This window comes from Burkholderia sp. MSMB1078WGS (assembly GCF_001528895.1).
In the GTDB taxonomy this organism is placed as follows: domain Bacteria; phylum Pseudomonadota; class Gammaproteobacteria; order Burkholderiales; family Burkholderiaceae; genus Burkholderia.
The window spans coordinates 221,893-239,808 of record NZ_LPDI01000040.1; the positions used below are offsets into that span (position 1 = coordinate 221,893).

Consider the following 17,916-nt stretch of genomic DNA (forward strand, 5'->3'; position numbering starts at 1 on the left):
AATGACGATTCTGGTGATTGCAGAACACGACAACGCGTCGATCAAGGCCGCGACGCTGAACACGGTGGCGGCTGCTGCGAAGATCGGCGGCGACATCCACGTGCTGGTCGCGGGCCACAATGCGCAAGCGGCTGCCGACGCGGCCGCGAAGATCGCAGGTGTGTCGAAGGTGCTGCTGGCCGACGCGCCGCAGCTCGAAGCAGGCCTCGCGGAAAACGTCGAAGCGACCGCGCTGAACATTGCAAAGGACTATTCGCACATCCTCGCGCCGGCGACGGCCTACGGCAAGAACATCGCGCCGCGTATCGCCGCGAAGCTGGACGTTGCGCAGATCTCGGACATCACGGCAGTCGATTCGGCCGACACGTTCGAGCGCCCGATCTACGCGGGCAACGCGATTGCGACGGTGCAGTCGAGCGACCCGATCAAGGTCATCACGGTGCGTGCGACGGGCTTCGATCCGGTGGCGGCGGAAGGCGGCAGCGCAGCGGTCGAGAAGATCGAAGCGGCAGCCGACGCCGGCAAGTCGCAATTCGTCAGCCGTGAAGTGACGAAGCTGGACCGTCCGGAACTCACCAGCGCGAGCATCATCGTGTCCGGCGGCCGCGGCCTGGGCAGCGGCGAGAACTACACGAAGGTGCTGGAGCCGCTGGCGGACAAGCTCCAAGCGGCACTCGGCGCATCGCGCGCGGCAGTCGACGCCGGCTACGTGCCGAACGACTACCAGGTCGGCCAGACCGGCAAGATCGTCGCGCCGCAGCTGTACATCGCGGTCGGCATCTCGGGCGCGATCCAGCATCTGGCGGGCATGAAGGATTCGAAGGTGATCGTCGCGATCAACAAGGATCCGGAAGCACCGATCTTCAGCGTGGCCGACTATGGCCTCGTCGGCGATCTGTTCTCGCTCGTGCCGGAGCTCGTGACCGAGCTCGGCTGACGCGGCGTGACGCTTCAGCGGTAAAGCACACGAGAAGAGGGGCGCGACGAGCGCCCCTTTTTTGTTGTGTCTGTCTCGTCCTGAAATAGGTTGACGCTTTTTCGCCGAAGCGAAGAGGCGCGAGCGTCGCTCGTCAGGAAGATTCCGGATCGTACCGTGCCGTGCGGAACGTATCGTCGCGCACGCACGACTGGTAGCGTCGATTCGATCGCCGTGCGACGGCAGCATGCGCACGTTGACTGAAGCCTCGTGCCGAATCGACATTCGCGGTCGCTGCACGTCGCAGCCGCCGAAGCGAAAAAGGCGCCCTCGGGCGCCTTTTTCGCTGATGCAACGGGCCCGCATCGCGGGCCGTTCCGATTTACGCGTATGCCGGGCGCGTCTGGCTGGGCACGTCCTTCAGATAACGATGCACCGACAGGTCGTCGGCCTGGATCGCGGGCATCTTGCCCGAGATCAGGTCCGCGAGCAGTTGGCCCGAGCCGCACGACATCGTCCAGCCGAGCGTGCCGTGGCCGGTGTTCAGGAACAGGTTCGACACCGGCGTGCGGCCGACGATCGGCGTGCCGTCCGGTGTCATCGGGCGCAGGCCTGTCCAGAACGTGGCCTTCGACGTATCGCCGCCGCCCGGGAACAGGTCGTTCACGCACATCTCGAGCGTTTCGCGGCGCGCCGCGCGCAGCGTCTTGTCGAAGCCGACGATTTCCGCCATGCCGCCGACGCGGATGCGCTGGTCGAAGCGCGTGATCGCGATCTTGTAGGTCTCGTCGAGCACGGTCGACACGGGCGCGGCGGCTTCGTTGACGATCGGCGCGGTGATCGAATAGCCCTTGAGCGGATAGACGGGAATCTTCATCAGGTTCGAGATGAAGCGGGTCGAATACGAGCCGAGCGCGACGACGTACGCGTCGGCACGCACCGTCTCGCTGCCGCACTGCACGCCGGCGATCTTGCCGCCCGCGATCGCGAGCGCATCGATCGGCGTGTTGTAGCGGAACTTGACGCCGAGCGATTCGGCGAGGGCGGCGAGGCGCGTCGTGAACAGCTGGCAATCGCCTGTTTCGTCGCCCGGCAGGCGCAGGCCGCCCGTCAGCTTGTGCGAGACGGCGGCGAGCGCTGGTTCGGCTTTTTTCAGTTCGGCCGGCGACAGCAGTTCGAACGGCACGTTCGCTTCCTGCAGCACGGCGATATCCTTCGCCGCGCCGTCGAGTTGCTGCTGCGTGCGGAACAGTTGCAGCGTGCCGCCCGTGCGGCCTTCGTACTGGATGCCGGTGTCGGCACGCAGCGCCTGCAGGCAGTCGCGGCTGTATTCGGCGAGACGGACCATGCGCCCCTTGTTGACCGCATAGCGCTCGGCCGTGCAGTTGCGCAGCATCTGATACATCCACTGGAGCTGGAAGCGCGTGCCGTCGAGGCGGATCGCGAGCGGCGCGTGCTTTTCGAACATCCACTTGACGGCCTTCAGCGGCACGCCGGGCGCGGCCCACGGCGCGGCATAGCCGGGCGAGATCTGGCCTGCGTTCGCGAAGCTCGTCTCCAGTGCCGGGCCGGCTTCCCGGTCGATCACAGTGACTTCATGGCCGGCGCGCGCAAGGTAATACGCGCTTGCCACGCCCACTACACCGCTGCCCAGAATGACGACTCGCATAGCTGCTCCAGATGGAAGGGACCAGATTGAGGCCGGGCGCACCTGCGGCTCCGTGTAACCTCTAGCTGATCTAGTTTTTCGAGCTATGGTATTGTCGAATGTGCAGTTTTTGTTATCGTATTTTTTCGGTTTTCAGCATAAACAAATGAGAACGCAACGTCAGCCCGTACGCTCGCTCGACAAGCTCGACCGGCGCATTCTGAAACTGCTCCAGGACGACGGCCGGATGGCGATGAAAGATCTCGCGGAACAGGTCGGACTGACCGTCACGCCATGCATCGAGCGCGTGCGGCGCATGGAGCGCGACGGCGTGATCACCGGTTATCACGCGCGGGTCGACCCGGGCCAGCTGGGCGCCGCGCTGCTGGTGTTCGTCGAGATCACGCTCGGCCACAAGGGCGGCAACATGTTCGAGCAATTCCGCCGGGAAGTGATGAAGATCGACGAGGTGCTCGAATGCCATCTCGTTTCCGGCGATTTCGACTACCTGATCAAGGCGCGGATCGGCGAGATGGCCGACTACCGGAAGCTGCTCGGCGACATCCTGCTGCAGTTGCCCGGTGCCGTGCAGTCGAAGAGCTACGTCGTGATGGAAGAAATCAAGGAAACGCTGACGATCGCCGTCGGCGAGTGACGTACCGGCGGCCCGTTTGTCGGGCCCTTTATCCCGCCCTTGGCATGCTGCGCCCAATACTGTATAAATGTACAGTATTGGGCGCAGGCGAATGGGTGGGCACATGGACGATCGGTCCGACAACGAATTTCCGGTAGCGCCGCCCGTGCCCCGCAAGGGGCGCGGTGCGGTCGACAACCTGCAGGGGCGGTACGAAATCGCGCAGCGCGAAGCGGTGGACGACGGCTGGACGCACGAGTCCGACGATGCCGATTTCCCCGCGCCGCTGCGCACGCAGGTATTCGAGGAGCGGGCGAAGAGCATCCTGACGCACAATCAGTCGCCCGATATTCCGTTCAGCGTGTCGCTCAATCCGTATCGCGGCTGCGAGCACGGTTGTATCTACTGCTTCGCGCGGCCGACGCACAGCTACCTCGGGCTGTCGCCGGGGCTCGATTTCGAAAGCCGCATCTACGCGAAGGTGAATGCGGCCGAACTGCTCGAGCGCGAGATTTCGCGCAAGCGCTACGTGCCGGAGCCGATCGCGCTCGGCGTCAACACCGACGCATACCAGCCGGTCGAGCGCGACCTGCGCATTACGCGCAGCGTGATCCAGGTGATGCACGATCGCGGGCTGCCGTTCGCGGCGATCACGAAATCGTCGCTGATCGAACGCGATCTCGACCTGCTCGCACCGATGGCCGAACGCGGGCAGGTGATGGCGGCGGTCACGATCACGACGCTCGATGCCGAGCTCGCGCGCACGCTGGAGCCGCGTGCGGCCACGCCGGCGCGGCGGCTGCGCACGATCCGCGCGCTGCGAGATGCGGGCGTGCCGGTCGGCGTGAGCATTGCACCGGTGATTCCGTTCGTGACCGAGCCCGACATGGAGCGCGTGCTGGAGGCCTGTGCGGAAGCCGGCGCGACGCATGCGAGCTACATCATCCTGAGATTGCCGTGGGAGGTTGCGCCATTGTTCAAGCAATGGCTTGCCGCGCATTTTCCCGATCGCGCGGAGCGCGTGATGAACCGCGTGCGCGACATGCGCGGCGGCAAGGATTACGACTCGGATTTCTCGAAACGGATGAAGGGCGAGGGGATCTGGGCCGACCTGTTGCGGCAGCGCTTTCGCCAGGCCGTCAAGCGGCTCGGGTTGAACGAACGCACGAACGGTATCCTCGATCTGTCGCGGTTCAGCGGTGCGCCTGCCGCCGGGGTGCCGGCACCGCGTGTCGCGGTGCGTGCGGCCGGCGCGAAGCCGCGCGACGACATGCAGTTGAACCTGTTCTGACCGGCGAGCCATGCAGTCGCCGGTGTGTCGTATCGACCGTATGGGTCGTGCTTACTGCGAAATCTGCTTGGCTGCTTCGACCTGCGATTCGAAGTACGTCTGGAACGACAGCGCGAGTGCGGTCATCAACAGGAACGCGCCGATCAGCAGCGAGAAGATCACGACGAAGATCACGGTCCAGCCCGACCGGCTGTGCTTGCCGGTATCCGCGTTGAATTGCGCATCCCATTTTTCGTCGGGGCGCAGCCCGTAGACGAGTGCGGCAAGAAACGCCGCCAGCAGCGAGATTGCGCCGGGTACCGCGAGCCACCAGCCGAGGCCGGCGCTGCGCTGGGTTGCGGCGAGCAGGAGGAAGCCCGGGATGCCGACGATCGTCGCGAGCAGGTGGGCCCAGCCGTACACATCGCGAAAGCCGTACAGATAGAAGCGGTGCGCGCCGAGCGATCCGAGCAGGAACGCGAGGGCGGCGGTGAGCGTCTTGGAGCGGAAGCGGCGGGGCGATGCGGTGCTGCTGGACATGGATGGCGGCGTATTGTCGTTGGCATGGGCGGGGCCGGCAGGCCGGCGCGGGCGCACGGCCCGGCACGCATTCTACGATGCCCGGTCGGGCCCGGTCACGCCTCGCCTGCGTCAAGGTGCCGCATAGGTCACGCGGTAGATCGCGCCCGCGTAATCGTCGCTGACGAGCAGCGAGCCGTCCGGTAGCGGCAATACATCGGCCGGGCGTCCCCATACGGTGCCGTCGGGTCGCAGCCAGCCCGTGATGAACGGTATCTGGCGCGCGTGGCTGCCGTCCGCCGATGCGATCACGCGCATCACGCGGTAGCCGACCTTCGTGCTGCGATTCCACGAGCCGTGTTCGGCAATGAAGACATTGTTGCGATAGGGCGCCGGAAACATCGTCCCGGTATAGAAGCGCATCCCGAGCGCCGCGACGTGCGCGCCGAGTTTCAGGACGGGCGGCACGTAATGACGACAGACGTCGGCGCCGCCGAATTCGGGGTCGGGCGTATCGCCGCCGTGGCAGTATGGAAAGCCGAAGTCGAGGCCGGTGCGCGGCGCACGGTTCAGCTTGTCGTCGGGTACGTCGTCGCCCATCATGTCGCGCCCGTTGTCGGTGAACCACAGCTCGCCCGAGTCAGGGTGCCATGCAAAGCCGACCGTATTGCGTATGCCGCGAGCGATCACTTCACGCCCGCTGCCGTCGGCGTTCATCCGCGCGATGATCGCGTAGCGGCCGCGATCGGCGAGGCACGCGTTGCACGGCGCGCCGACCGGCACGTACAGCTTGCCGTCGGGGCCGAACGCGATGAATTTCCAACCGTGATGGTGGTCGGTCGGCAGCGCATCGGTCACGACGACGGGCGCGGGCGGTCTGGCGAGCCGGTCGTCGATATGGTCGAGGCGCAGGATGCGCGAGACGGCGGATATATAGAGGGCGCCATCGCGATAGGCGACGCCGACGGGCATGTCGAGCCCGGACGCGATGACGTAGTGCGCGCTGATCCGGCCCTCGTGCATTGCGAACGCGTGGACGCGGCCGTCTCGCGTGCCGACATACAGGATGCCGCGCGGCGACCACGCCATTTCGCGCGCGGCCGGTACGGCGTCGGTCAGCACGCTCACATGGAATCCGGGCGGCACGACGAGTTCGTTCACCGGCAGCGGCGCGGCAAACGCCGCGGCGGACGCGACGCAGGCAAGGCCGGCAAGCAGCGCCGCCAATTGGCGCTGCACGCGGCGCATCGGGGTGGCGCGAAGGGGCGGCATGATGGTCGAGCGCATCCTGGACACGACGATTGTAGGCCCGGCCGACGGGCCGTCCGCGGATTTTTACGCGTAAGTGTTTGTTGTACCTCTGGTTTCCGGCTATAATCGCGTGTTTCAGTAGTTTCGAACCCGGTTTTCCCGAAGGACATCATATGGTTATCATCCGTCTGGCTCGTGGCGGCTCGAAGAAGCGCCCGTTCTACAACATCGTTGCTACCGATTCGCGCAACCGTCGTGACGGCCGCTTCATCGAGCGCGTCGGCTTCTACAACCCGGTCGCCACGAAGGGCGAATCGCTGCGTATCGCTCAGGATCGCCTGACGTACTGGCAAGGCGTTGGCGCGCAACTGTCGCCGACCGTCCAGCGTCTCGTGAAGGAAGCGCAAAAGGCGCAACCGGCTGCCTGACATGGCGCGGTGTGCCGGTCGTGCCGGCTGTGAGGTGCATTGATGGCGGGTCACGATTCCGGTAATGCAAGGCGCGGGCGTGCGTCATTCGGCGCATTCGTCCGCAAGCCGGTCGAGCGCGACACGGTCGCGAACGCCGGTCAGGCTGCCGAACAGGGCGGCCCCGAAGCGACGCAAGCCTGGCCCGACGATGCCGTCGAGGTCGGGGCGGTGGTCGACGCCTACGGCCTGAAGGGCTGGGTCAAGGTGGCGACGCATGCCGATGCCGGTCGCGGTGGCGACGCGCTGCTCAGCGCGCGTCGCTGGTGGCTGGAACGCGGTGCGGAGCGGCTTTCCGTCCGCATCATGCAGTCGAAGACGCACAGCGACACAGTCGTTGCGCAACCCGCGGGTGTCGGCGACCGCGATGCTGCGCTGTCCATGCGCGGCTTTCGCGTGTTCGTGCGCCGGGAAGATTTCCCGGCACTGGCCGCGGACGAATTCTATTGGGTCGACCTGATCGGTCTCGATGTCGTCAACGAGCAATCGGTGGCGCTCGGGAAGGTGAGCGGGATGATCGACAACGGCGTGCATTCGATCATGCGCGTCGAGTATCCGGCAACCGGCAAAGACGGTCAGCCGACCACCGACGAGCGGTTGATTCCGTTCGTCGGCGTCTACGTCAAAACGGTGGATCAGGCGGCGCGTCGCATCGTCGTCGACTGGGAAGCCGATTACTGAAATGAACCAGGTTACCGAGAGCGCGGTGCAGTTCGACGTCATCACGCTCTTTCCCGAGATGTTCCGCGCACTGACCGACTGGGGAATCACCAGCCGGGCCGTCAAGCAGGGGCGCTTCGGGCTGCGCACCTGGAACCCGCGTGATTTCACGACGGACAACTACCGCACGGTCGACGATCGTCCGTACGGCGGCGGTCCGGGCATGGTGATGCTGGCCAGGCCGCTCGAAGCCGCGATCGACGCCGCGAAAGCGGCGCAGGCGGAGCAGGGCATCGCGAGCACGCGCGTCGTGATGATGTCGCCGCAAGGCGCGCCGCTCACGCATGATCGTGCGGTGCGGATGGCGCAGGAACCCGGCGTCGTCGTGCTGTGCGGTCGCTACGAAGCGATCGATCAGCGCTTGCTCGACCGTTGCGTCGACGAGGAAATCAGCCTCGGCGATTTCGTGCTGTCGGGCGGCGAACTGCCGGCGATGGCGATGATGGATGCGGTCGTGCGGTTGCTGCCCGGCGTGCTGAACGATTCGCTGTCGGCCGTGCAGGACAGCTTCGCCGACGGCCTGCTCGATTGCCCGCACTACACGCGCCCCGAGGAATACGCCGGCGTGCGCGTGCCGGACGTGCTGCTCGGCGGGCATCATGCCGAGATCGAGCGGTGGCGGCGTCAGGAAGCATTGAGGAATACGTTGCGGAAGCGGCCGGACCTGATCGTCCGGGCGCGCCGCGAGAAGTTGTTGAGCCGCGCCGACGAGGCGTGGCTCGCGAACCTCGCACGCGAAGCGAAGGACGCCTCCTGAGGCGGCTGCGCGAGCGGGAATTGGCGGTGCCGTACATGCGTGTGCGGCGCCTGATGTGAATCCATCCTCTATCGGGACCAGGCCTGGAAGCAGGCGGGTTGAACGCCGACACGATGGCATAAGGAGTCAGTAATGAATCTGATCGCAAAACTTGAGCAGGAAGAAATCGAGCGCGCGCTCGCCGGCAAGACGATCCCCGATTTCGCCCCGGGCGACACGGTGATCGTGAACGTGAACGTGGTTGAAGGTAACCGCAAGCGCGTTCAGGCTTACGAAGGCGTCGTGATCGCGATTCGCAATCGTGGTCTGAACTCGAACTTCATCGTCCGCAAGATCTCGTCGGGCGAAGGCGTCGAGCGTACGTTCCAGACGTACTCGCCGCTGCTGGCAAGCATCGTCGTGAAGCGTCGCGGTGATGTGCGTCGTGCGAAGCTGTACTACCTGCGCGAGCGTTCGGGCAAGTCGGCTCGTATCAAGGAAAAGCTGGTGTCGAAGGATCGCGCCGCAGCAGCTTCCCAAGAGTAAGGGCTGTAAGGAAAAAGCACCCAACCGGGTGCTTTTTTCATTCTGGCGCGACAATATGCTCGATACGACACGAACCCGAGAGCCCCATTGAATCGCCGCCCCATCATCGATCCCGAAGTATTGCCGGTCGAAGGCACCGGCGCCGGCCTGCCGGTCATCGATTCCCGGCTGATGACGCCGTCCGGCCTGCGCGAACGGTTCGCGCGCACGCTCGAATGGAGCGTCGAGCCTGGCGAAGCGAGGCTGCAGGAAGGCGTCGATCCGCGTAGCGCGGCCGTCCTCGTGCCGCTCGTCGTCCGCGAATCGGGCCTCACCGTATTGCTGACGCAGCGCGCCGATCACCTGAACGACCACGCCGGACAGATCAGCTTTCCCGGCGGTCGTCGCGAGCCGTTCGATCGCGACGCGACCGCCACCGCGTTGCGCGAGGCGAAGGAGGAGATCGGGCTGGCCGCCGAACGCGTCGAGATTCTCGGTGCGCTGCCCGACTACCTGACCGGCACGGGTTTCTGCGTGACGCCGGTGGTCGGCCTCGTGCATCCGCCGTTCACCGTGCAGGCCGACACGTTCGAAGTCGCCGAGATTTTCGAGGTGCCGCTCGCGTTCGTGATGAATCCCGCGAACCATCAGGTGCGTGTGTTCCGGTGGGAAGGCGGCGAGCGTCGTTTTTTTGCCATGCCCTATCCGAATGAGAAACCGGACGGGCATTACTTCATTTGGGGCGCAACTGCCGCCATGTTTCGCAATCTGTATCGCTTCTTGGCTGCCGGCTAGGCGGGCGCGCCGGCCGGCGCGCGCCGCCGGCTGCCTGGCGAGCGCGCCGTGCAGCCATGCGCGGCTGACGCTGTGCTATCGTTATGCAAAAAATGACATAACTCCGAAGACGGCGCCACGCATGACTTTCTTTTCGGTTCTCCTCGCCCTCATCATCGAACAGGTCCGCGCGTTGTCGCCGAGCAATCCGGTGTTCGCGCTGTTCCAGTTTCATGCGGAAACCGTCGCGCATGGCCTCGACGCCGGCAAGCAGAAGCACGGAATCCTTGCATGGCTCGCGGTCGTGCTGCCGTGGGTACTGATCGTCGCGCTGATCTATTTCCTGCTGTACAAGGTGAGCTTCGTGCTCGCGTTTCTGTGGAACGTCGTCGTCGTGTATTTCACGCTCGGCTTCCGCCAGTTCAGCCACTACTTCACCGATATCCATCTCGCGCTCAACAACGACGACGTGCCGCGCGCGCGCGAAATCCTGCACGAGTGGACGGGTATCGACACGGTCGACATGCCGGTCGGCGAAATCGTCCGTCATACGCTGATCCACGCGGTCGTCGCGTCGCATCGCCACGTCTTCGGCGTGTTCTTCTGGTACGTGCTGCCGCTCGGCCCGGCGGGCGCCGTGCTGTACCGGATTTCCGAATACCTCGCGCGCAGCTGGTCGACGCCGGGCGACGACCGCACCGCTGCCTTCTCGACGTTCGCGCAGCGCGCGTTCTTCGTGATCGACTGGATTCCGTCCCGGCTGACGGCGCTCGGCTTCGCGATCGTCGGCAATTTCGAGGATGCGATCTACGCGTGGCGCAACCATACGCGCCAGTGGCCCGACCCGAACGACGGCGTGCTGCTGGCCGCCGGCAGCGGGGCGCTCGGCGCGCGTCTTGCCGGGCCGCTCGCGGAGCCGTCGAGCCTCGATGCGCTGGCGGTCGGCGACAGCGGTCCGTTGACGGTCGGTGACGATTGCACGCCGCGCACGCTGCAGTCGGCGGTCGGCCTCGTGTGGCGCGCGGTGATCCTGTGGATGATCCTGTTGCTGATGCTGACGCTGGCGGTCTGGGTATCGTGACGCGCTAGCCCGGCGCCCGATGAAATGAACAGGCCGGCTTGATGCCGGCCTTTTCGCTGTGCGTCGGCGCAATGCGTTCAGTCGTCGAGCGGGTCGCGCACGGCGCCGCATTGCCAGCACGCGGTGAATTGCGCTTCGAGCGCTTCGCCGCACTGCCGGCAGCGCCAGGGTGCGGCGCCGGCAGACGGGCCGTGCGATGCGGCATCGAGGAGCCGGCGGGCGAGTGCGTCGTCGCGTTCGTCGTCGAGCCACAGTTCGGGCGTGCACGCGTCGGCGGGCAGGCCACCGAGCGCGCCGGTCGCGTAGCAGTTGTGCAACTCGCAACCGATGCCGGCCACCTGGAGCACGTTGGCCCAATGCTGCGCGGTCGCGAGGTCGGGTGCCTTGAAACGCATCGCCGCTCCTGTCGGTGAAGGCCGGCCCGTCTGGCGCCGGCCGGCCGTCGCACACGTCGCGCGATCAGCGGACGATCTGGCTCGCCTCGTGCACGAGCTGCGCGTACAGCGCGTGCCGGGACGGCGCGATGCGGCCGTCGGCGACGGCTTCGAGGATCGCGCAGCCGGGCTCGTGCAGATGATGACAATTATAGAAACGGCAGTCCGCGAGCAGCGGCCGGAATTCCGGGAACGCGCGCTCGAGGCGGCCTTCGGTCAGGTGGTAGAGGCCGAATTCCTGGAAGCCCGGCGAATCGATCAGCGCACCGCCGCCTTCCAGCGGGTACAGGCGCGTGAACGTCGTCGTGTGACGGCCGCTGTTGAGCGCGGCCGAGATCTCGCGGGTCGCGGCTTCGGCGTCGGGCACGAGCAGGTTCACGAGCGTCGACTTGCCCATCCCGGACTGGCCGAGCAGGATCGTCGAATGGCCGGCGAGGTGCGGCATCAGTTGCGCGCGCGCGTCGTCCGGCGCGCCTTTCACCGACAGCTCGAGCACGTCGTAGCCGAGCGCGCGGTACGGCGCGAGGCGTTCGCGCGCGACCGGCAGCGCGGCCTCCACGTCGATCTTGTTCAGCACGACGAGCGGCTTCAGCTCGTTCGCTTCGGCGGCGATCAGCGCGCGGCCGAGCAGATCCTCGCTGAAATAGGGCTCGGTCGCGAGCACGATCAGCAGTTGGTCGAGGTTGGCCGCGAACAGCTTCGACTTGAACTGGTCGGAGCGGTACAGCAGGTTGCGCCGTTCGCCGATCTCCACGATCACGCCCTGGTCGGCCGACGCGAGTTCGTACGCGACGCGGTCGCCGACCGCGACGTCGCTCTTCTTGCCGCGCGGGAAGCATTGCAGCATCGGGCCGCCGTCGTCGGGGGCGACGATGTAGTGGCGGCCGTGCGCCGCGATCACGCGGCCTTCGGCCCGTTGCGCGCCCGATGCGCGCGGGGCCGGCTTGCGGGAGGTCGGCCGGCTCATGCGTGCTGCAGCAGGCGGTCGATCCGCTGCGACGCAGGCGGATGCGAGTAGTAGAAGGCCGTGTAGACGGGGTCGGGCGTCAGCGTCGACGCGTTGTCTTCATAGAGTTTCACGAGCGCGCTGACGAGATCCTGCGCGTCGGTCTGGCTGGCCGCGAACGCGTCGGCCTCGAATTCGTGCTTGCGCGACGTGAGGCTGCTGAACGGCGTCGCGAAGAACAGGAATACCGGAATCGCGAGGAAGAACAGGATGAGCGCGGCGCCCGCGTTGCTGGTGTCGAGCGACGGCGTGACGCCGAGCCCCGTATAGAACCACGTACGTTGGGCGAGCCAGCCGAGCAGCGCGAGCAGCACGAGGCTCAGCACGAACGACACGAGCATCCGCTTCATCACGTGGCGGCGCTTGAAGTGGCCGAGCTCGTGCGCGAGCACGGCTTCGATCTCCTGGCCGGACAGGCGCGCGAGCAGCGTATCGAAGAACACGATCCGCTTGGATGCGCCGAAGCCCGTGAAGTACGCGTTGCCGTGCGCCGAGCGGCGGCTGCCGTCCATGACGAACAGGCCCTTCGCCGCGAAGCCGCAGCGCTTCATCAGCGACTCGATGCGTGCGCGCAGCGCGTCGTCCTTCAGCGGCTCGAACTTGTTGAAGAGCGGCGCGATGAAGGTCGGGTAGATCAGCAGCACGAGCATCTGGAACGCGACCCACACGATCCAGGTCCACAGCCACCACAGGCTGCCGGCCTGGTTCATCAGCCACAGCACGACGAACAGCAGCGGCAGGCCGAGCACGGCGCCGAGCAGCGAATTTTTCAGCATGTCGGCGAAGAACAGCCGCTTCGTCATCCGGTTGAAGCCGAAACGCTGCTCGATCCCGAACTGGCGGTAATACTCGAACGGGACGTCGATCGCGCTCATGATCACGAGCACCGCGGCGACCAGCGCGACCTGTTGCCCGTAGCCGCGGCCGAGCCAGCCGGTCAGCAGCGAGTCGAGCGCGCCGACGCCGCCGAGCAGCGTGAGGCCGACCAGCACGGCCGCGCTGACGACGATCTCGAGCATCGTCAGCCGGGTGCGCTCGACCGTGTAGTCGGCGGCGCGCTGGTGGGCGGTCAGCGGGATGGTGGCGCTGAATTGCGCGGGCACGCCGTTGCGGTGCGCGGCGACGAAGCGGATCTGCCGCGACGCGAGCCACAGCTTGGTGACGACCATCGCGAGTACGGCGATCGCGAACAGCAGGGTGAACGAAAAGGGTGACATCGAAGGCGCCAAAGGGTTCTATGCGAGAATTATATGTTCTTGCGGACCGGCCCCGCTGATGCGATGCCGGCCGCCCGGGCGGCGCCGCATCGGCGCGCCCGGTCCGCCATTTTCCAGGATGAATCATGACCGATACCGCCGCTTCCGCCAGCCAGCCCGCGCTCGTGCGCAACGAGTTGAACCTCGTCTGGCTCGACATGGAGATGACGGGCCTCGACCCGGAAAACGACCGCATCATCGAGATCGCGGTCGTGGTGACCAATTCCACGCTCGACGTTGCCGTCGAGGGCCCGGTGTTCGCGATTCACCAGAGCGACGAGACGCTCGCGAAGATGGACGACTGGAACAAGTCGACGCATGGCCGCTCGGGGCTGATCGACCGCGTGCGCGCATCGACCGTGACCGAGGCGGAAGCCGCCGCGCAACTGCAGGCGTTCCTCGCGCAGTACGTGTCGCCGGGCAAGTCGCCGATGTGCGGCAACTCGATTTGCCAGGACCGCCGATTCATGGCGCGCTGGATGCCGGAATTCGAGCGGTTCTTCCATTACCGCAACCTCGACGTCAGCACGCTCAAGGAGCTGTGCCGCCGCTGGCAGCCCGCCATCTACAAGGGTTTCCAGAAGCGGGCGATGCACACCGCGCTCGCCGACATCCACGAGTCGATCGACGAGCTGAAGTACTATCGCGAGCATTTCCTGATTCCGGCCGCATCGGCGCCGGCAGGCGACTCCGTGCCGGCCGCCTGAGCGGGCCGGCACGCGCGCGGCGCTCGAGCCACGTTCAGCGCCGCGCGCTTTTCGGCCGGAACGCCGCGACCACCGCGGCGTCGGTCTCGATATACGGGCCGCCGATCAGGTCGATGCAGTAGGGCACCGCGGCGAAGATGCCGGGCACGGTCGATTTGCCGTCGGCATCGCGCAGCCCTTCCAGCGTCTCGCGGATCGACTTCGGCTGGCCGGGCAGGTTGATGATCAGCGCCGCATGGTCGGCCGTTTCGCGGATCACCGCGACCTGCCGCGACAGGATCGCGGTCGGGACGAAATTCAGGCTGATCTGCCGCATCTGTTCGCCGAATCCCGGCATTTCCTTCGTCGCCACGGCCAGCGTGGCTTCCGGCGTCACGTCGCGGCGCGCGGGACCGGTGCCGCCCGTCGTCAGCACGAGATCGCAGCCGGCGACGTCGACCAGTTCGGTCAGCGTGGCCGAGATCGTCGGCGCGTCGTCCTGGATCAGGCGCGTTTGCGCGCGCCACGGCGAGACGAGCGCGCCGGCGAGCCATTCCTGCAGCGCCGGGATGCCCTTGTCCTCGTAGACGCCCGTACTCGCGCGGTCGCTGATCGACACGAGGCCGACCACGAGCTCGTCCGGATGGTTACGCTTCGTCGTCATGGTCGTCTCCAGTGGCGTCGTCCCCTTCGTCATCGCCGCCGGGCGTGCCGCTCGCGGTCTTGATCCACTGGAACAGCTCGCGGAAATAGCGCGGGGGCTTGCCTTGCTGGGCTTCCTTGCGCGCGTTGCGGATCAGCGTACGGCCTTCCTGGATGTCGGCGTCGGGGTGCTGGCGCAGGAATTCGGTCAGCGCGTCGTCGCTCGCGAGCAGTTGCTCGCGCGTGCGCTCGATCCAGTGCAGCCGGGCCGTCGCGGCCTTGTTCACGCCGCGTTGCGCGTCGAGCGCGGTGCGCAGCGCGGCCGTTTCGTCGTCGGTTAGCGAGCGCATCACGCGGCCGACGTACTGGAGCTGGCGGCGCTTGCCTTCGTGATCGGTGATCCGGCGGGCCTCGCGCACGGCGTCCGCGAGATCTTCGGGCATCGGCATGCGCTTGAGCGCGTCCTTCGGCAGATCGACGAGTGCCTGGCCGAGTTCCTGCAGCGCGTGCATTTCGCGCTTCAACTGGGATTTGCTGGGGCGATCGTAGCCATTGTCGTCGTCCTCGACGGCATGTTCGATCGGCTGGATTCGGGTTTTGCGTGTCATGGACCGCATTGTATCGCGGCGCGGATACCCCAAGCTTGTCTGTGTCCGGCCCCGGACCTTGCTATGATCGCGGGATACGCAACATTTTGACCATGCGGGCGCCCGCCCGCCACCGGATACCAAGACGATGGCAGCCAATCTCGACGTACAAGCGCGCTATTTCCCGCACACGCAGGACCAGCTCAAAGAAATCGCATCGGACATCCTTCGCCATGCGAAGGCGCTCGGCGCGACGGACGCCGCGACCGAAATCTCCGAGGGCGACGGCCTGTCGGTGTCGGTGCGCCGTGGCGAGGTCGAAACGATCGAGCACAACCGCGACAAGATGGTCGGCGTCACCGTGTTCATCGGCAAGAAACGCGGCAACGCGAGCACGTCGGATTTCTCGCCGGCCGCGATCAAGGATACCGTCGCCGCCGCCTACAACATCGCGCGCTTCACGGCCGAGGACGAAGCGGCCGGTCTCGCCGAAGCCGAGCTGCTCGAAACCGACCCGCAGGACCTCGATCTGTACCATCCGTGGGCGCTGACGGCCGACGACGCGGTCGAGCTTGCCCGCCGCGCGGAAGACGCCGCGTTTGCGGTCAGCCCGCAAATTCGCAATTCGGAAGGTGCGAGCGTGTCGGCGCAGCACTCGCAGTTCGTGCTCGCGACGTCGCGCGGCTTCCTGGCCGGCTATCCGTACTCGCGCCACTACATCGCATGCGCGCCGATCGCGGGCAGCGGCCGCCACATGCAGCGCGACGACTGGTATTCGTCGAAGCGCAGCGCGATCGATCTCGCCGCGCCCGAAGCGGTGGGCCGTTACGCGGCCGAACGCGCGCTCGCGCGGATGGGCGCGCGTCGTCTCGACACGCGCAAGGTGCCCGTGCTGTTCGAGGCGCCGCTCGCGGCCGGCCTGCTCGGCGCATTCGTACAGGCGGTGAGCGGCGGCGCACTGTATCGCAAGACGTCGTTCCTCGTCGACAGCCTCGGCAAGCCGGTGTTCGCACCGCACATCCAGATCGTCGAGGATCCGCACGTGCCGCGCGCGATGGGCAGCGCGCCGTTCGACGAGGAAGGCGTGCGCACGCGTGCGCGCAGCGTCGTGAAGGACGGTGTCGTCGAAGGCTATTTCCTGTCGACCTATTCGGCACGCAAGCTCGGCACGCAAACCACCGGCAACGCGGGCGGCTCGCACAATCTCGCGCTACGCAGCGCGAACACGCAGGCGGGCGACGACTTCGACGCGATGCTGAAGAAGCTCGGCACGGGGCTGCTGCTGACCGAGTTGATGGGGCAGGGCGTGAACTACGTGACGGGCGACTATTCGCGCGGTGCTGCGGGTTTCTGGGTGGAGAACGGCGTGATCCAGTATCCGGTCGAGGAAATCACCGTTGCCAGCACGCTGCAGGAGATGTTCCGCCATATCGTCGCGATCGGTGCGGATTCGATCGTGCGCGGTACGAAGGAAACCGGCTCGGTGCTGATCGAGCAGATGACGATCGCAGGGCAGTAAGCCGCACGCGGCGCAGGCCGCCAGAAAACGAAAGCCCGACCGGCGCGCGAAGCCGGTCGGGCTTTTTTCATCGTGCGGAAGAAGACGTCAGCCGCGCTTGCGTTCGTAGACGACGAACGCATAGCCGAACGTGTTCGGCGCGGCAGCCTGATGCGCGTCGCGCGAGATTTCCTGCCAGTGCGCGGCGTCGGGCGCCGGGAACGACGCGTCGCCGTCGAAGTCGGCGTCGATCTCGGTGACGACCAGCCTGTCGGCGAGCGTGAGACCTTCCGCGTAGAGTTGCGCACCGCCGATCAGGAATACCTCCGGCGCGCCGTCGCGCTCGGCGAGCGCCAGTGCGTCGGCGAGCGACGTGACCGTATCGCAGCCGTCGAAACGGCGCGTGGCATCGCGCGTGACGACGATATTGCGGCGGCCGGGCAGCGGCCGGCCGATCGATTCGTGGGTCTTGCGGCCCATCACGATCGGCGCGCCCATCGTCGTGCGCTTGAAGAACGCGAGATCCTCGGGAAGTTTCCAGGGCAACTGGTTGTCGCGGCCGATGATGCCGTTGCGGGCACGCGCGACGATCAGGGTCAACGTCGTCATGAAGGTCGGGAAAGAGGGGAACGGGGCCGATTTTACCGGAACGACGGCGTGCGCCGGATTCCGCCCGCCCGCACGGGGACCGGCGTTTCCGGCGTCGTGCGCCGCGACGCGCGATGCCCCGCGTCGCGGCGGCCCGTCCGAATAAAAAGAGTGCCCGCCGGGGGACGGAGCACCAAAACGTTTTATGTCGCGAGATCGGCGAAGCCGGTTCCGCTCGACGGCATCCCGTTCGACTGGCTCGTCAGTTCAATACGTTATCCTGATCGAATTGAAGAGGCACATGCATCAGGGATGCGTATTGCCTCGCGCATTGCCTTCCATCGCATGCCGGATGTCGCCCGGTTGCGGCGCCGGCAGCGGCATCGGCAACTGGGGCGGTGGCGGGATCTCGTCCCACAGCGTCACGGAGGCGCTGGCGGCCGGCAGCGATTGCGGTGCCGACACGGTCAGGATGCCGAACCCGTTGCCGTGCTGCCTGCTCGACGTGTTTTCGGCAAGCAGCATGGCGCGATCCGGCTGCATGCCATCGTCCGCGCATGCCGGAGCAGGCGGGCCGGCGGTCGAGAGCGCGAGCGCCATCGGCACGAAAGAAAGTAAACGAGGTTTTCGCATGGCGGATGTCTCCGATCGTGTACGTATTCAGCGAAATACATGCCA

General features: G+C 66.2%; 20 protein-coding genes and 1 pseudogene. 11 read left to right on the forward strand and 10 right to left on the reverse strand.

Annotated elements, in window-relative coordinates:
- The first annotated feature begins 1 nt into the window (after window position 1).
- On the forward strand, window positions 2–937 hold the full coding sequence (locus WT24_RS11665; RefSeq protein ID WP_060033586.1) for an electron transfer flavoprotein subunit alpha/FixB family protein: 936 nt from the start codon (window positions 2–4) through the stop codon (window positions 935–937).
- Between the two features lie 361 nt (window positions 938–1,298).
- On the opposite strand, the gene WT24_RS11670 is transcribed toward WT24_RS11665, so the two are convergent.
- On the reverse strand, window positions 1,299–2,585 hold the full coding sequence (locus WT24_RS11670; RefSeq protein ID WP_059501664.1) for a D-amino acid dehydrogenase: 1,287 nt from the start codon (window positions 2,583–2,585) through the stop codon (window positions 1,299–1,301).
- A 145-nt stretch (window positions 2,586–2,730) separates the two neighbouring features.
- Here WT24_RS11670 and WT24_RS11675 point away from each other — a divergent pair, with 145 nt between their 5' ends.
- Window positions 2,731–3,219, forward strand: coding sequence for an Lrp/AsnC ligand binding domain-containing protein (locus WT24_RS11675; RefSeq protein ID WP_012492860.1), 489 nt, complete (start codon window positions 2,731–2,733; stop codon window positions 3,217–3,219).
- A 91-nt stretch (window positions 3,220–3,310) separates the two neighbouring features.
- A complete protein-coding gene (locus WT24_RS11680; protein ID WP_059791515.1) occupies window positions 3,311–4,489 on the forward strand; it encodes a PA0069 family radical SAM protein in 1,179 nt (392 codons plus the stop codon).
- Between the two features lie 51 nt (window positions 4,490–4,540).
- Here the strand turns inward: WT24_RS11680 and WT24_RS11685 are convergent, their stop codons facing one another.
- Both WT24_RS11685 and WT24_RS11690 read right to left on the reverse strand, forming a co-directional pair.
- Window positions 4,541–5,008 (reverse strand): NINE protein, encoded by a 468-nt coding sequence (locus WT24_RS11685; protein ID WP_059791513.1) that lies wholly within the window; start codon window positions 5,006–5,008, stop codon window positions 4,541–4,543.
- A 111-nt stretch (window positions 5,009–5,119) separates the two neighbouring features.
- Window positions 5,120–6,411, reverse strand: a pseudogene (locus WT24_RS11690) (sorbosone dehydrogenase family protein).
- Here WT24_RS11690 and rpsP point away from each other — a divergent pair.
- The 6 genes from rpsP (at window position 6,412) to WT24_RS11720 (ending at window position 10,541) form a co-directional block, all read left to right on the forward strand.
- Window positions 6,412–6,666, forward strand: a complete 255-nt coding sequence (gene rpsP, locus WT24_RS11695) for a 30S ribosomal protein S16 (protein ID WP_006476550.1) — start codon at window positions 6,412–6,414, stop codon at window positions 6,664–6,666.
- A 42-nt stretch (window positions 6,667–6,708) separates the two neighbouring features.
- Window positions 6,709–7,386, forward strand: coding sequence for a ribosome maturation factor RimM (rimM, locus tag WT24_RS11700; protein WP_060033588.1), 678 nt, complete (start codon window positions 6,709–6,711; stop codon window positions 7,384–7,386).
- A 1-nt stretch (window position 7,387) separates the two neighbouring features.
- Window positions 7,388–8,182: a tRNA (guanosine(37)-N1)-methyltransferase TrmD gene (gene trmD / locus WT24_RS11705; protein WP_059501656.1), complete on the forward strand. Its 795-nt coding sequence runs from the start codon at window positions 7,388–7,390 to the stop codon at window positions 8,180–8,182.
- A gap of 132 nt (window positions 8,183–8,314) precedes the next feature.
- Complete coding sequence (gene rplS / locus WT24_RS11710) at window positions 8,315–8,707, forward strand: 50S ribosomal protein L19 (protein WP_006486838.1); 393 nt, start codon at window positions 8,315–8,317, stop codon at window positions 8,705–8,707.
- An 87-nt stretch (window positions 8,708–8,794) separates the two neighbouring features.
- Entirely contained in the window at window positions 8,795–9,481 is a 687-nt protein-coding gene (locus WT24_RS11715) for a CoA pyrophosphatase (RefSeq protein WP_059501654.1), read from the forward strand.
- Between the two features lie 121 nt (window positions 9,482–9,602).
- The gene (locus WT24_RS11720; RefSeq protein WP_059791509.1) at window positions 9,603–10,541 is read left to right on the forward strand and encodes a CobD/CbiB family protein; all 939 of its coding nucleotides are present in this window, start codon (window positions 9,603–9,605) and stop codon (window positions 10,539–10,541) included.
- Window positions 10,542–10,618: 77 nt separating this feature from the next.
- Here the strand turns inward: WT24_RS11720 and WT24_RS11725 are convergent, their stop codons facing one another.
- From WT24_RS11725 to WT24_RS11735, 3 genes are all read right to left on the reverse strand, one after another.
- On the reverse strand, window positions 10,619–10,936 hold the full coding sequence (locus WT24_RS11725; RefSeq protein WP_011351362.1) for a putative signal transducing protein: 318 nt from the start codon (window positions 10,934–10,936) through the stop codon (window positions 10,619–10,621).
- Window positions 10,937–11,000: 64 nt separating this feature from the next.
- Entirely contained in the window at window positions 11,001–11,942 is a 942-nt protein-coding gene (rsgA, locus tag WT24_RS11730; RefSeq protein WP_034206736.1) for a ribosome small subunit-dependent GTPase A, read from the reverse strand.
- The gene (locus WT24_RS11735) at window positions 11,939–13,198 is read right to left on the reverse strand and encodes a M48 family metallopeptidase (protein ID WP_059501650.1); all 1,260 of its coding nucleotides are present in this window, start codon (window positions 13,196–13,198) and stop codon (window positions 11,939–11,941) included. The genes rsgA and WT24_RS11735 overlap by 4 nt, the downstream gene beginning before the upstream one ends.
- A gap of 125 nt (window positions 13,199–13,323) precedes the next feature.
- Here WT24_RS11735 and orn point away from each other — a divergent pair, with 125 nt between their 5' ends.
- Complete coding sequence (gene orn, locus WT24_RS11740; RefSeq protein ID WP_059501648.1) at window positions 13,324–13,944, forward strand: oligoribonuclease; 621 nt, start codon at window positions 13,324–13,326, stop codon at window positions 13,942–13,944.
- Between the two features lie 34 nt (window positions 13,945–13,978).
- Here the strand turns inward: orn and mog are convergent, their stop codons facing one another.
- On the reverse strand, window positions 13,979–14,587 hold the full coding sequence (gene mog / locus WT24_RS11745) for a molybdopterin adenylyltransferase (RefSeq protein ID WP_082720383.1): 609 nt from the start codon (window positions 14,585–14,587) through the stop codon (window positions 13,979–13,981).
- Complete coding sequence (yjgA, locus tag WT24_RS11750; RefSeq protein ID WP_306453343.1) at window positions 14,571–15,173, reverse strand: ribosome biogenesis factor YjgA; 603 nt, start codon at window positions 15,171–15,173, stop codon at window positions 14,571–14,573. The genes mog and yjgA overlap by 17 nt, the downstream gene beginning before the upstream one ends.
- 127 nt (window positions 15,174–15,300) lie before the next feature.
- Here yjgA and pmbA point away from each other — a divergent pair, with 127 nt between their 5' ends.
- Window positions 15,301–16,671 carry a metalloprotease PmbA gene (gene pmbA, locus WT24_RS11755; protein ID WP_059501644.1) on the forward strand — a complete coding sequence of 457 codons (1,371 nt, stop codon included), beginning with the start codon at window positions 15,301–15,303 and terminating at the stop codon, window positions 16,669–16,671.
- A gap of 87 nt (window positions 16,672–16,758) precedes the next feature.
- Here the strand turns inward: pmbA and WT24_RS11760 are convergent, their stop codons facing one another.
- Both WT24_RS11760 and WT24_RS11765 read right to left on the reverse strand, forming a co-directional pair.
- The gene (locus tag WT24_RS11760) at window positions 16,759–17,259 is read right to left on the reverse strand and encodes a dihydrofolate reductase (protein WP_060033595.1); all 501 of its coding nucleotides are present in this window, start codon (window positions 17,257–17,259) and stop codon (window positions 16,759–16,761) included.
- A gap of 285 nt (window positions 17,260–17,544) precedes the next feature.
- A complete protein-coding gene (locus WT24_RS11765; RefSeq protein ID WP_257127472.1) occupies window positions 17,545–17,763 on the reverse strand; it encodes a hypothetical protein in 219 nt (72 codons plus the stop codon).
- Between the last annotated feature and the right edge of the window lie 153 nt (window positions 17,764–17,916).